General features: G+C 63.0%; 12 protein-coding genes. 6 read left to right on the top strand and 6 right to left on the bottom strand.

Annotated elements, in window-relative coordinates; all coding sequences use genetic code 11:
• Positions 1-45: 45 nt before the first annotated feature.
• The 4 genes from rhaS to ACSVHC_RS21080 form a co-directional block, all read right to left on the bottom strand.
• The gene (rhaS, locus tag ACSVHC_RS21095) at positions 46-1,107 is read right to left on the bottom strand and encodes a rhamnose ABC transporter substrate-binding protein (RefSeq protein ID WP_437770161.1); all 1,062 of its coding nucleotides are present in this window, start codon (positions 1,105-1,107) and stop codon (positions 46-48) included.
• Between the two features lie 79 nt (positions 1,108-1,186).
• Positions 1,187-2,269, bottom strand: a complete 1,083-nt coding sequence (locus ACSVHC_RS21090) for an ABC transporter permease (protein ID WP_437770162.1) — start codon at positions 2,267-2,269, stop codon at positions 1,187-1,189.
• The gene (locus ACSVHC_RS21085) at positions 2,262-3,305 is read right to left on the bottom strand and encodes an ABC transporter permease (RefSeq protein ID WP_437770163.1); all 1,044 of its coding nucleotides are present in this window, start codon (positions 3,303-3,305) and stop codon (positions 2,262-2,264) included. Before ACSVHC_RS21085 ends, ACSVHC_RS21090 begins: the two co-directional genes overlap by 8 nt.
• Positions 3,302-4,846 (bottom strand): sugar ABC transporter ATP-binding protein, encoded by a 1,545-nt coding sequence (locus ACSVHC_RS21080; RefSeq protein WP_437770164.1) that lies wholly within the window; start codon positions 4,844-4,846, stop codon positions 3,302-3,304. The genes ACSVHC_RS21085 and ACSVHC_RS21080 overlap by 4 nt, the downstream gene beginning before the upstream one ends.
• A 238-nt stretch (positions 4,847-5,084) precedes the next feature.
• On the opposite strand from ACSVHC_RS21080, the gene ACSVHC_RS21075 reads away from it, so the two are divergent.
• Entirely contained in the window at positions 5,085-6,095 is a 1,011-nt protein-coding gene (locus ACSVHC_RS21075) for a LacI family DNA-binding transcriptional regulator (RefSeq protein WP_439181277.1), read from the top strand.
• Positions 6,096-6,190: 95 nt separating this feature from the next.
• On the opposite strand, the gene ACSVHC_RS21070 is transcribed toward ACSVHC_RS21075, so the two are convergent.
• Positions 6,191-6,817, bottom strand: a complete 627-nt coding sequence (locus tag ACSVHC_RS21070; protein ID WP_437770166.1) for a TetR/AcrR family transcriptional regulator — start codon at positions 6,815-6,817, stop codon at positions 6,191-6,193.
• Between the two features lie 134 nt (positions 6,818-6,951).
• Between ACSVHC_RS21070 and ACSVHC_RS21065 the strand changes: the two genes are divergently transcribed.
• The 4 genes from ACSVHC_RS21065 to ACSVHC_RS21050 are packed head-to-tail and all read left to right on the top strand — an operon-like array spanning position 6,952 to position 12,412.
• Positions 6,952-8,883 (top strand): primary-amine oxidase, encoded by a 1,932-nt coding sequence (locus ACSVHC_RS21065; protein WP_437774024.1) that lies wholly within the window; start codon positions 6,952-6,954, stop codon positions 8,881-8,883.
• Complete coding sequence (locus tag ACSVHC_RS21060) at positions 8,880-10,394, top strand: APC family permease (protein ID WP_437770167.1); 1,515 nt, start codon at positions 8,880-8,882, stop codon at positions 10,392-10,394. The genes ACSVHC_RS21065 and ACSVHC_RS21060 overlap by 4 nt, the downstream gene beginning before the upstream one ends.
• 27 nt (positions 10,395-10,421) lie before the next feature.
• Positions 10,422-10,949: a hypothetical protein gene (locus ACSVHC_RS21055; RefSeq protein WP_437770168.1), complete on the top strand. Its 528-nt coding sequence runs from the start codon at positions 10,422-10,424 to the stop codon at positions 10,947-10,949.
• Between the two features lie 53 nt (positions 10,950-11,002).
• Positions 11,003-12,412, top strand: a complete 1,410-nt coding sequence (locus tag ACSVHC_RS21050) for an aldehyde dehydrogenase family protein (RefSeq protein WP_437770169.1) — start codon at positions 11,003-11,005, stop codon at positions 12,410-12,412.
• Here ACSVHC_RS21050 and ACSVHC_RS21045 read toward each other — a convergent pair.
• Positions 12,402-13,151 carry a low temperature requirement protein A gene (locus ACSVHC_RS21045; RefSeq protein ID WP_437770170.1) on the bottom strand — a complete coding sequence of 250 codons (750 nt, stop codon included), beginning with the start codon at positions 13,149-13,151 and terminating at the stop codon, positions 12,402-12,404. The genes ACSVHC_RS21050 and ACSVHC_RS21045 overlap by 11 nt on opposite strands.
• A 173-nt stretch (positions 13,152-13,324) precedes the next feature.
• Here ACSVHC_RS21045 and ACSVHC_RS21040 point away from each other — a divergent pair, with 173 nt between their 5' ends.
• The gene (locus ACSVHC_RS21040) at positions 13,325-13,549 is read left to right on the top strand and encodes a hypothetical protein (RefSeq protein WP_437770171.1); all 225 of its coding nucleotides are present in this window, start codon (positions 13,325-13,327) and stop codon (positions 13,547-13,549) included.
• Positions 13,550-13,552: the final 3 nt, after the last annotated feature.

The raw sequence follows: 13,552 nt of genomic DNA, 5'->3' as shown, positions 1-13,552 counted from the left end.
GCGCCGGGCGGACCGTCTGTTGCCCGCCCGGCTGCCTGGTATGGGTCAGAAGTTGTACTTGTCGATGTTCGCGGTGTTGAAGACCGTCGGGGGCCCAACGATCACGACGCCGCCCTTCCCGACTTTGCGTTCGCCGAGTTCTCCGGCCGTGAACGTGTCTCCTTCGGCGCCGGTCATCTTGCCGTCTTTGAGGGCCTTCCCGGCGTACGCGGCGACGTAGCCAAGTTGCGCCGGATCCCAGAGGGCGAACTCCTTGACGGTTCCGTCCTTGACGAAGGGGCGCATTTCATTGGGCAGACCCAGCCCGGTGAGGGCAACTTTGCCCTTGTATGCGGACGTTGAGAGGTACCGGGCGGTGGCTGCGATGCCGACGGTGGTCGGGGAAATGATGCCCTTCAGGTTCGGGTGGGCCTGCATGAGGCCCTGCGCTTCCTGGAAGGACTTGGTGTCATTGTCATCACCGTAGACCTTGGCCACGAGTTTGATGTCCTTGTACGCCGGGTTGGAGGCGAGTTCCTCCTCCATGTACTTGATCCACTCGTTCTGGTTCGTGGCGTTGGCGGTGGCCGACAGGATGGCGATTTCGCCGCTGCCGCCGATCTGCTCGGAGATCAGCTTGGTCTGGATCAGGGCTACGTCCTTGGCCACCACCTGGCTGATGAACACGTCGCGGCAGTCGGGCTTGGTGTCCGAGTCGAACGCGACGATCTTGGCGCCGGCAGACCGCGCCTCTCCCAGGGCCGTGCACACGGCGTCGGGGTCGTTGGCCGCGATCACAATGACATTGGTGCCGGCCTGTGTCTCGGCGTTGATGAAGGAAACCTGGCTGGAGGCGGAGGCCTCCAGCGGGCCGACGACCTGGGAAGAAGCGAAGCCTGCTTCCGCGGCACCCTTCTTGCCGCCGCCCAAGACAACGTCCGTGTACGGGTTGTTCAGCTGCTTGGGGATGAAGGTGATTTTCAGATCCCCTCCCGCTGCGCGGCTGCTCCCACCGGCAGATCCCGAGCCGCTGTTGCAGGCTGTCAGCGCCAGCGCGGCCACGGCTGTAATGGCCACCATGGTCGCTAAACGGCCGGCTTGGCCTTTGTTTCTGCGGTTCAACATCATTGTTCTTCCCTTTTCCTCGTACTGTAGGTACATCCGGTCCCAGGTGGGCACGGTTGCTGCGGTGTTTGTGTGCCGGTTTTCAGGTGGTCTTACGGGTGAAGCTTCGGCGGACGCGCCGGGTATGCCGCCATTGCTTGATGGCCGAGCCGATGCTCGGTGCCACAACGGAGAGAATGAGCAGCAGTCCGGTCACGGTGATGAGGACGACATCGGATACGCGTGCCAGTCGCAGGGCGTAGTTGAGCGTCCCGATCAGCAGCACTCCGGCAACGACTCCGGGGATCGACCCTTTGCCGCCGAAGATCGACACTCCGCCCAGAAGTACGGCGGCGATGACTGCCAGTTCCAGGCCGGAGGCGTTGTCGCTGCGGGCGCTGGTATATCGCAGCGTCCAGTAGATACCAGCGAGTGCTGAAACGGCGCCGGATCCTACATAGAGCCAGAATTTGCTGCGGGCCACTTTGATGCCCACAAATCCGGCGGCTTCCTTGCTGTATCCCATCGCGAAGAGCCCGCGTCCGAACGGCGTGAAATGGAGCAGGATCCCGAAGAAGATCATCACGAGGACGGCGCCGATCATGACGCTCGGAATGCCAGTGCCGCCGAGTTTGGAGGTGAAGAATGCTGTGAGAGCCTTTGGGAAGTTGGCCACGGCATTGTCTCCGATGATCACGAGGGCAAGGCCGCGGAACAATGCCAGGGTGCCGATCGTGACCGCGAGCGAGGGCAGTCCCAGCACGGCGATCAGGAATCCGTTGAACATTCCGGCCGCTATTCCGCTCAGCAGGCTGATCGCGAGGACCATCCAGATATCCATGCCGCCGGCCCAGAGGACTCCCATCAAGGCACTGGTCAGGCCCGCCGTGCTGGCGACGGAGAGGTCGATTTCGCCCGTGATGATAATCAGCGTCATCGGCATCGCGATAAGCAGGACCGGGATCACGTCCAGGAGCAGGAACCCGGTAGTGACCGGTGAAGCGAAGCGCGGGATGGCAATGGCTGCATAGATTAGGAAGGCGGCCAGGCCGTAGATGGTGATGGCGTCACGACCCGTCAGGATTCGCGCGGCGCCGGTCCTGCCCTTAGGTTCGCTGGCGAGCGGTTTGGTGCTATCGGCAACGGGAGCCGGGGCCGCGCTGGTGGTCGAAGTGCTTTCAGACATTGCGAGCCTCGCTTATCCGCAGTTTCTTGGCTGTGCGCAGGCTTGCCACGCGGTCGATGATGATGGCGGTGAGGATTAGCACTCCGACTATGGCCTGTTGCCAGAACTTGTCGACCCGCAGTGCGGTCAGGGAGCTGGTGATGGTAGTCAGGAGAAGGGCACCGAGGGCGGCCCCCGCCACGGACCCGCTGCCGCCAAAGATGGCCACGCCCCCGACGACGGCGGCGGCAACTACTGTCAGTTCCATGCCGGTACCCGTGGTGGCTCCCACGGAGTTGAAGCGGCTGGCGTAGAGGACACCGGCAAGGCCTGCCAAGGCCCCGTTGGCCAGGAAGGCCAGGAACACCCGCTTGGACACCTTAATGCCAAAGGCCGTGGCCGCATCCGGGTCCGAGCCGATGGCGTACAGGTCCCTGCCCGGACGGGTGCCGGACATGTAGACAGCAACGGCGATGACGACGACGATGGCAAGCAAAGTAATCATGGGGAACCCCACCACGGTGTTCACGGACAGGGCGCCGAAGGCGTCGGGCCGGTCACCGGCGAAGAACTGCTTACCGCCTGCCCAGGCGTTGTTCAGCCCTCGGAAGACATAGAGAGTCCCGAGCGTAATGACCAGGGCGGGCACTTTCGCCACCGTCACCAGGAGTCCGTTGAAGGCGCCCAAAAGTGCCCCAAAGGCCATCCCGATCGCGAAGACCGCGATGATCGGAAGTTCGGGCATCGCGGAGAAGACGGAGCCTGTGCCGAAGGCAACCAGTCCCAGCATGGAGCCGACGGAGAGGTCAATGTTCCGGGTGATGATCAGGAGGGTCTGCCCCGCCGCCAGGATGATGATGATCGTGGCGTTCAGGAGTAGGTCCTTTACGCCCTGGGGAGTGAGAAACAGTGGGTTGATCAGGTAGGTGACGATCACCAGAAGAGCCAGCGCGATCAACACAGGCAACTCGCGCAGCCGCAACAACGAGGCCACGGCGCCCCGCGCGCCTGGGGCGGGCGTCGTCATTGCTTTCCTGTGGTCCAGAGCTGAGCTCATGGGGTACCTCCTACGGAAGACGTGGCTGCGTGCATGACCGATTCGGGATTCGCGTCGGCGCGGTCAAATTCTGCGGTGATCCGGCCTTCACGCATGACCAAGACCCGGTCCGCCATGCCGAGGACCTCCGGCAGCTCGGACGAGATCATCAAAACGGCGATGCCCCGGCCGGCGAGGTCGGAAATGAGCCGATGGACCTCGCTTTTCGTCCCGACGTCGATGCCGCGGGTAGGTTCGTCAATGATGAGCAACCGCGGGTCGGTGGCCAGCCACTTGGCAAGCACTACCTTTTGCTGATTTCCCCCGGAGAGCGTGGAGACGGCATGTTCCTGCGAGCCGCTCTTGACCTGGAGCCGCTTGCTCCAGTCCTGGGCTGCACGACGTTCGGCGGCACGGTTAATCAAGCCTGCCGTCGCAAATTTGTGGCGCAGCGTGAGAGTGACGTTCCGGGCCACGGACAGGCTCATGACCAGGCCCTGCTTACGGCGGTCCTCGGGAACAAAGCCCATGCCCGCGGTGATGGCAGCCTGTGGATCCCGCGCCTTGAGTTTGCGGCCCTCGAAGCTGATTTCACCGGCATCGTAGGGATCGATGCCGAACACGGCGCGCGCCACCTCGGTACGGCCGGCACCTACGAGTCCGGCCAGCGCGACGATCTCCCCCGCTCGGACCTCGAAGCTGATATCTCTGAAGACCCCGGGGCGGCTGAGCCCTTCCACTTTCAGGACCACATCCCCGATCTCCGCAGCTGTCTTGGGGAACAGTGCTTCGATGTCGCGGCCGACCATCTCGCGGACTATCTGCTCCACCGTCACTTCTGCGGTCCGGTGGGTGGAGATGTACCGGCCGTCTCGCATCACAGTGATCCGGTCGCACAAGTCAAAGACCTCGTCGAAGCGATGCGAAATGAAGAGAATTCCGGTCCCCTTGTCCCGGAGGCTGCGGGCTACGGCGAACAGCCGTTCCACTTCGACACCGCTAAGGGCGGCCGTAGGCTCATCCATGACCAGAATCTTGGCGTCCAGCGAGATGGCCTTGGCGATTTCGATGATCTGCTGGTCCGCAATGGAGAGGCCCTCGGCGATGCGCGTCGGATCGATGGGGACCCCAAGCCGGTCGAAAAGCTGGTGGGCTTCCCTGACCATGGTTGCCTTGCTGATCAGTCCGAACCGGCCCTTGGGCTGGCGGCCAATGAAGATGTTTTCAGCGACGCTCAGGTCAGGAAAGAGCGTGGGCTCCTGATAGATCACAGAGATTCCGGCGGCTTTACTCTCGCCGACATTGCGGAACTGGACGCTTTCGCCACCCACCTTGAAGTCGCCCGAATCCGGGTGGTGCAGGCCTGCGAGGATCTTGACCAGGGTCGACTTCCCGGCGCCGTTCTCGCCGACCAGTGCGTGGATTTCGCCAGCCTGGATCTCGATGGTTCCGTCGGCCAGGGCGACCACCGGGCCAAAGGTCTTGGCGGCGTGGGCGAGGGAGAGGGCCAGCCCTGACGATTCCTCTGCGGGACCGGACCGGGAACTGTTTGTCTGCTGCATAAAATTGACCGCACCTTTGGGGCTTCGTGAACTGCGAAATGAATCGTTTCAGAGCTGCTGTGTTTTGAATCATATGGGCATCGCGATGCAGTCGTCAAGAGGTTTTAGGTTCCCTTTTGATTCGTTTCATTGAAAGGGTTCAAATCGGGCTCCGGACGGGTATCCTGAGGACACTAACTTGCTTACCAACGCTTGCCCCTCCAAACGGCAGCGACGTCCGCACTCAGGAGCTCAAGAAATGGTTTCAGCCAGCGTCAAGGATGTCGCAGCGTTGGCTCGGGTCTCCGTGGGGACGGTTTCCAACGTGTTAAATCGGCCGGAAAAAGTGTCTACGGACGTCATGGCTCGGGTACAGGCCGCGATCGACCAACTCGGCTTTGTCCGCAACGACGCCGCACGCCAGCTCCGCGCAGGCATGAGTCACAGCATCGGATTGGTGGTCCTGGATGCCGCGAACCCCTTTTTCACCGATTTGGCCAGGGGCGCCGAGGACCGAGCCGCCACGGAGCACTTTACTGTCCTGGTGGGCAACAGCAACGAGGACGCAGAGCGGGAGGCGGCTTACTTGGATCTCTTTGAACAGCAACGCGTCCGCGGGGTGCTCCTTTCCCCGGTCGGCAATGTGATCCCACGGCTGGAACAGTTGCGCCGGCGGGGCATCCCCACGGTTCTCGTGGACCGGCAGACGGACAACTTGAGCTTTTCCTCCGTCGCGGTGGACGACCTTGCCGGTGGCGAAATGGCTGTTGCCCACTTGCTATCCCTGGGCCGTCGGCGGATCGCGTTTGTCGGCGGCCCGGCGAGCATTCGTCAGGTGACAGACCGTCTCTCGGGGGCGCGCAAGGCAATTCAGGCGGCAGCCAATGCAACCCTGGAAGTCGTCGAGACAGATTCCCTCACCGTCCTCTCGGGTAGGGCCGCAGGTGAGGCCATCCGCCACCGGCCCGCAGCCGAACGTCCGGATGCGATCTTCGCGGCCAACGATCTGCTTGCTGTGGGGGTTCTGCAGGGCCTGATGTTAATGGGCGGAGTGCAGGTGCCAAAGGAGATAGCACTGATCGGCTACGACGATATCGAGTTTGCGGCCGCTGCCGTGGTCCCTCTGTCTTCCATCCGGCAGCCAAGCGCACTGATTGGGTCCACGGCTCTGGAATTGCTGCTCCAGGAAGCTAACTCGGAGACAGGATTTGAACCCACTCAAGTAGTTTTTCCTCCTCAGCTGGTGGTCCGGGCGTCCACCCTTAGCTGACTGAGGAGGGAGTCCACGGATCCGCCGTCAATGATGCGGCCGTTAGACGACGGCCGCCCGCCCAGCGAAGGGCGCTCTTTCGGCGCGTTCAAGACTTACTTCGAGCCGGCCGTTGGCACGAAAGCGTCCTTTTCGGAGGAAATGAGCGATACATAGGTCTCCAGTTGGGACCGTAGCTGATCCGCCGAGTGGTGTTCCGGCGTCAGCGTGGCCGTGATTTGGGCACCGAGCGCGAATGTCATGATCCCGCCGACGATGTCGTCGTCGTTCAGCCCCTCCTTCAGTTCGCCAAGTTCCCTGGCTTCACGGAGCTTGTCGAACAGGGCTTCACGCCATTGCTCCATTGAGGAATCATGCAGGGCGGCCTTCGCCGGGTCCGTCAGTGCGCGCTGCCAGAAAGCGATCGCGATTCGCGCCTCGTTAAGCCTCTCGGCGTCGAGCGGCAAAATTTCATGGCAATAGCTGCGCAAAGCGGACAGGCCCCGCAGGCCGGCGGTGGAGTCGCTCATGCGGGTATTCGTCTGGTTGAAGACGTGGGCGAAAGCGAACGTCAAGAGATCGTCCTTCGTGGGGAAATACGGCTTGAGCGCGCCGTTGGCAAAGCCTGCTTCCGTTGCTATCTCGCGCATGGTGGCACCCTCGATCCCCCTGCTGGCGATGATCCGCCACGTGGCTTCGACCAGCTCCACCCGGCGCTTGTCGTGGTCTACGATCTTCGGCACGCTTTCCCCAAATCTTTTTTTCTACAACCGTTGTGACTCAGATTACACGATGCTATTCTCTACACACATAGAAAATAAACCGCCACTCACAAAGGCCTTCCATGAGCACAACTTCCTCTCCAGAAATCGCCGACATGGCTGAGTTTGCCGGACCGTCTCCCTATGCCTTGACCAGCGCCGAAGACATCACGGCCGTCAGGGGCATTTTGGCCGACGCCGGACTCTTCGACGAATCCATCCGGATCGCCTACCTTGGCCTGCTTGATCCCCCTCGCGATTCAGGAGCGCACGTATCGGGGACTCCGGACCGCAGGTTCAGGGCGTTCCTACATAACGTTTCATCCGGTGCCGCACAGGACGTCGTCGTTTCTGTGACACACCAGGAAGTCGTCTCGAAAGTCGAACTCGATACGTCGGTAACGGGCGAGCTTCCGGTCATCGAAGAAGAATTCGAGGTGGTCGAAGAGATCCTCGCCCAGGACGAGCGATGGCTCAATGCCTTGGCTGACCGGAATCTCGATGTCAGCAAAGTCAGGGTCGCTCCCCTGTCAGCCGGGGTCTTCGAATACCCCGAAGAGAAAGGCCGCCGGATCCTGCGCGGCTTGGCTTTCGTCCAGGAGTTCCCCGGCGACAGCGCCTGGGCCCACCCTGTGGACGGGCTGGTCGCCTACGTCGACGTCGTGAGCAAGACCGTCGACCAAGTCCTGGATTTCGGGCCGGTCCCGGTTCCGGAAGAACACGGCAACTTTACGGACCCTGAGCTGACCGGGCCGATGCGCACCACCCAGAAACCGATCCACATCACCCAGCCGGAAGGTCCGAGCTTCACCGTCCACAATGGGAACCACGTCGAGTGGGAGAAGTGGAGCCTGGACATCGGCTTCGATGTCCGGGAAGGCGTAGTCCTCCACAATGTCGCCTTCGACGACGCCGCTCGCCGCCGCAGCATCCTCAAGCGCGCCTCGATCGCCGAAATGGTGGTCCCGTACGGCGATCCCTCTCCCGTGCGCTCCTGGCAGAACTACTTCGATACCGGCGAATACCTCGTGGGCCAATACGCCAACTCGCTCGAGCTCGGCTGCGATTGCCTTGGCGAAATCACCTACCTCAGCCCGGTAGTGAGCGACTCGTTCGGCCGGCCACGGGAGATCCGCAACGGCATCTGCATGCACGAAGAGGATTGGAGCATCCTCGCCAAGCACAGCGACCTCTGGAGCGGTGTGAACTACACCCGCCGGAACCGGAGGCTCGTCATCAGCTTCTTCACCACCATCGGCAACTACGACTACGGCTTCTACTGGTACCTCTACCTCGACGGCACCATCGAGTTCGAAGCCAAGGCCACCGGCGTCGTCTTCACAAGCGCCCACCCCGGGAAAGGCTACCCGTACGCCTCGGAGCTCGCCCCGGGCCTGGGTGCTCCCTTCCATCAGCACCTTTTCAGTGCCCGCCTGGACTTCGCCATCGACGGCCTGAGCAACAGGGTCGAGGAAGAGGACGCTGTCCGCGTACCCATGGGAGAAGGCAACGAGCGCGGCAACGCCTTCGCGCGCCGTCGGACGGTGCTCAAGAGCGAATCGGAGGCAGTGCGCGAGTCCGACATGGCGGCCGGGCGCGCCTGGATCATTTCCAATCCCGAATCACTCAACCGCCTGGGCGACCCTGTGGGGTACAAGCTCCACGGACAAGGGCATCCCATGCTCCTGGCCGACCCCCAATCGTCCATCGCCCGGCGTGCGGCCTTCGCTACGAAGGACCTGTGGGTGACCCGCTACGACGAGAATGAGCGCTACCCCAGCGGCGACTTCGTCAACCAGCACTGCGGAGGAGCCGGATTGCCGTCCTACATTGCCCGCAACAGGGACATCGACGGTCAAGACATCGTCGTGTGGCACACCTTCGGGCTGACCCACTTCCCCCGACCCGAGGACTGGCCGATCATGCCCGTCGACACTGTGGGCTTCAAACTACGTCCCGAAGGCTTCTTCGATCGGAGCCCCGTCCTCGATGTCCCCGCGTCGAAGCCCGCCGAAGGCGGCCACTGCCACATGGAGGCCCAGAAATGAGTTTAACAACAGGGAAAGAGACCACCGAGGTGGGCCACCCGCATCACCATCGACGCCGTCTCGGCGTCCCGGCGGTGACTTTCATGATCATCGCCGCCTCGGCTCCGCTCACCGTCCTCGCCGGCGGGGTGACGACGACGTTTGCCGTCACCGGGGTCACCGGCGTGCCGCTCTCCTTCCTGCTGCTCGGCGGAACCCTCGCCGTGTTCGCCGTCGGCTACGCGGCCATGAGCCGGTACGTCGTCAACGCCGGCGCCTTCTATTCCTACGTAGCCCAGGGCATCTCCCGGCCGGTCGGCGTCGGGGTTTCGATGGTGGCCCTGATGGCCTACAACCTGATGCAAGTCGGCATCTACGGCCTCTTCGGCTTCACCGTCTCAAGCCTGATCAACGAACGCTTCGGCGTCACTGTCCCCTGGTGGATTCCGGTGCTGGTCTGCATCGCCGTCGTCGCTTTCCTCGGGGTGAACCGGGTGGACCTGTCAGCGAAGGTCCTCGGGGTGCTTGTCGGCCTGGAGTTCCTCGTGGTGATTGTCTACGACGTCGTCTCCTTTGCCGTGGCACCCGAAGGAATCAGCGGAGCACCGCTCAGCCCGCAGAGCCTCTTTGTACCGGGCGTCGGGGCGGTCCTCTCCTTCGGCATCGCGGCATTCATGGGATTCGAATCGGCAGCGATCTACGGCGAGGAAAGCAAGGACCCCAAACACACCGTCGCCCGTGCCACCTACACTGCCGTCGCCATCATTGCGCTCTTCTACGCTGTTTCCTCCTGGGCGATGGCGGTCGGCACCGGACCGTCAGCCGTGGTGGACGCCTCAGCGAAACAAGGACCGGACCTGATGTTCGGTTTCCTCAGCGACCACGCCGGTGTTCTTCTCGCCGACCTGGCCCGCCTGCTCTTCGTCACGAGCCTCTTCGCGGCACTCGTCAGCTTCCACAATGCCGCGGCGCGCTACTTCTTCTCCTTGGGCAGGGAGCGAGTCCTTCCCCGAAAGCTGGGCGCAGTCCGGCGGCACAGCGGCGCCCCCTACGCCGGGTCGATCGCCCAGACGGTGATCGCCGTCGTGGTCACGGTGGCATTCGCCATCGCGGGGACCGGATCGTCGCTGGGTGATCTCTACCCTGTCCTGACCATGTTCACGTGGCTGACGAACGACGGCGCGATGGGACTCGTCCTCTTGATGACCGTTGTTTCGCTGGCCGTCATTGGATTCTTCCGCAAGAACAGGCATGACGCTGGAATCTGGACCCGCGTGATCGCCCCTGCCTTGGGGTTCGTGCTCTTGGCCGTGATTTTCGTTCTGATCGTAGTCAACTTCAACGTCCTGCTGGGCCAAAACGAGACGAATGCCCTGACGTTCATCCTGCCGGCGACGATCATCGTACCTGGATTGGTGGGGGTCGCTTGGGCATTCCGCCTCCGCCGAAGCAATCCCGCCGTGTATCGGCGCATCGGGCACGGCGAAGAGGGGCCGGCGGCCGTGCACCTCGGGGACGAAGAAGACTTGTAGCGCCTGGACTGACGATCGGTAAACGACATGCACACAATCCTTTCGTTGGTCATGCTGGCCTGCTGCGCCTTGGGGATCTGGAGCCCGATGCGGGAAGGCCTGTTCAGGAACCTCAGCCAGTGGGGGCCGATGGCACTCATGCTCGTGGCGATGGCGGACACAACCTTCGGGCCGGGCATTGTTCCGGGCGTCGTGTGGGGCCTGCTGCTTCTCCTCACGTCCCCTCTTCCGCTGGTTCTCCTGCCAAAGCATCGCCGCGGCGGCATGGAAATACACCGCTCCCTGTCCATCGTGGCCATGTTCGCCATCTTCGTCACAACCCTTCCCTCCGCCCCATCCGGTTCGATACACCCAACACATGCGCATTCGGGACCTGGTGGAGCGAACCCCGCCCTCGCAGTTGTCCTCGCGGCAGCGGTCATCGCCTATTCAGTCGTCCTGGCGGCCCGAACGCTGCGACTAAACGGCCGTAGACACCGTCGACAGGCCTCTGCATCCCTTGAGGCCATCTCTTCAGCGGGTGCGTTGGGCGCCATGATCCTGATGGCCGTTTGACCCCTGGAACGTTGTCCTTCGAAACCAATACCAACTCAGAGTGGAGTAAACCCTTGGAAAGCTACGACGCCCTCCTGGCTTCAATCACCCCGACCACCGGCGAAACCCGGACCATCCTCGACCCCGCCACCGGCACCGCCGTCGGCGAGGCTCCCGTTCACACCGTCGAGGACCTCGAACGCGCCATCACCGCCGCCCGGGCGGCCCAACCCGCGTGGGCTGCGCTGGGACACGACGCCCGGTCCGCCGCGCTGCTCAGGGCCGCCGACACCGTCGAGCGCTCCGCAGAGGAACTTGCCCGCCTGCTCTCCCGCGAGCAGGGCAAACCGCTGAACGGCCCCAACGCCCGCTTCGAAGTCGGCGCCTGCGCCGCCTGGCTGCGCGCCACCGCCGGCACCCCGCTGGACCCGGAAACCGTGGTGGACGACGGCGAAACCCGCGCCGAGCTGCACTACCGGCCCATCGGCGTCGTCGGCGCGATCGGCCCCTGGAACTGGCCCATGATGATCACGATCTGGCAGATCGCCCCCGCCCTGCGCATGGGCAACGCCGTCGTCGTCAAGCCCTCCGAATACACGCCCCTGTCCGTGCTCGCCCTGGCCGCCGTGATCAACGAAGAGCTTCCCGAGGGCCTCCTCACCGTGGTCTCCGGCGGCCGCGACGTCGGCGCCCGGCTCGCCGAACACCCCTCCATCGGCAAAGTCATGTTCACCGGCTCCACCGCCACCGGCAAAGCGATCATCCGCTCGAGCGCGGACACGGTAAAGCGCCTCACTCTCGAACTCGGCGGCAACGACGCCGGCATCGTCCTGCCCGACGCCGACCCCAAAGCCATCGCCGAAGGACTCTTCTGGGGCGCCTTCATCAACACCGGCCAGACCTGCGCCGCACTCAAGCGCCTCTACGTCCACGACTCGCTGTATGAGGCGGTGTGCACCGAACTCGCCGCCGTTGCCGCCGCGATGCCCATGGGGAACGGGTGGGACGAGGCGAACGTGCTGGGACCGCTACAGAACCGGCAGCAATACGACATCGTCGCGAAACTCGTGGACGCCGCCCGCGATTCCGGCGCCCGCATCCTGCTCGGCGGCAACCCCGACGACGGCCAGCCCGGCTACTTCTACCCCACCACCCTCGTGGCCGACATCGACAACGACAACCCCCTCGTCGCCGAGGAACAGTTCGGCCCCGCCCTGCCCATCATCCGCTACAGCACCGTGGACGAGGCCGTCGCCAAGGCGAACGCGCTCGACGTCGGACTCGGCGCCTCCGTCTGGTCCTCGGATCTGGAAGCCGCCCGCGAGGTCGCGGTACGCCTCGAAGCCGGCACGGTCTGGATCAACAAGCACGGCAACGTCGACCCCCGCATCCCCTTCGGCGGCGCCAAGCAATCCGGCTACGGCCTCGAATTCGGCGTCGAAGGCCTCAAAGCCCTCGGCGTCCCGCAAATCATCAACGGCTGACCCAACTGGCTCGCAGTTGTTGTCGTTTTGAGGCCCCAGAACCTGCGCCGGGGCCCCAGTCTTCGGACACCTCAGTGACGATCGTGAAAATGGACTCGCCGAGGACAATGATGACGAACAAGCCAAGCCGCTCAGATGCGTGCTCGATGTTGATCCCGCCGATACCCCGGTCAGGCCAAAGTCGGGCGCTAAGCGTCATCATTCCAACCTCGACAACGATCGCGGCAGCCCACAGAATGACAGCGATGTGGAGCGGCAAAGAGGCTGAGATGAGCCAGAGGACTGCGGTGCCGCCGTTGTAGATCCAGATGCGCCACGGAGTTTCGGACGAATTCCCGCGGTGCTGGTACAGCCACAAGATCAGCAGGACCACGCGAATGGCAGCATTGGCCAGCGAAAAGGCCCAGGCCCGTTCGCCAAAGGCCCCGGGCGCCGCGGCGGCCATGACGCTCGCCGCTGCCATGGCAGCGAGCATCGCTATGCCCAGCGCCCGGGACGACAAACCAGGCAGGAGGTTGACGACTGAAACAATGTTCACCCAGGCCCACCACGCCGGAAAGAAAAGCAGGACGAACGTACCGAATTCAGCCCATCCAGGATCACCGTGGATCCCGCGGGCAAGCTGGCCGACAAAGGCGACGAAGACGAGGTCGAAGAACAGTTCCATCCAGTGCACGCGTCGGGGGTCACGGGCCACCTCGTGTGTCAGCGCGCCAGAAGCCGACGACTTATCCATCATTGACCCATGCTATTGGCTGGCTAAGCGCTAGTGGCTCCTGGCGACGAAGAGAGGCTGTTCATACAGGTACCCGGAATGCACCTGACAAGGCCTGAGATAGTAGCATTTGTAATGCATGAATACCCCTGCAATGGGCGTCCTGCGGACAGGGAAGTTGGGGACAAGTAAAGGCAATGGATTCGGAACCGGTACAGCCAGAGGTAAACCCGCGATTCAGCAACACCCGGAAACAGAATACCGAGCTTGCCATCCAGCAACTCCGGGACGGTGGGTTCACCACCATTCAGATAGATGAATTCGTCGAGACGTTGCGCCGTATGGAGGCAGACGAGTCGATCCTCGCGCCCCTGACAAATGCCTTGTTCGCCATGAACGTCTCAGTCCAGTGGCTGATGTAGCGA

The organism is Arthrobacter sp. KNU-44 (genome assembly GCF_051843155.1).
Taxonomy (GTDB): Bacteria; Actinomycetota; Actinomycetes; order Actinomycetales; family Micrococcaceae; genus Arthrobacter.
The sequence above is the reverse complement of the archived record's forward strand: the minus strand, read 5'-3'. Positions and strand labels throughout refer to the sequence as shown.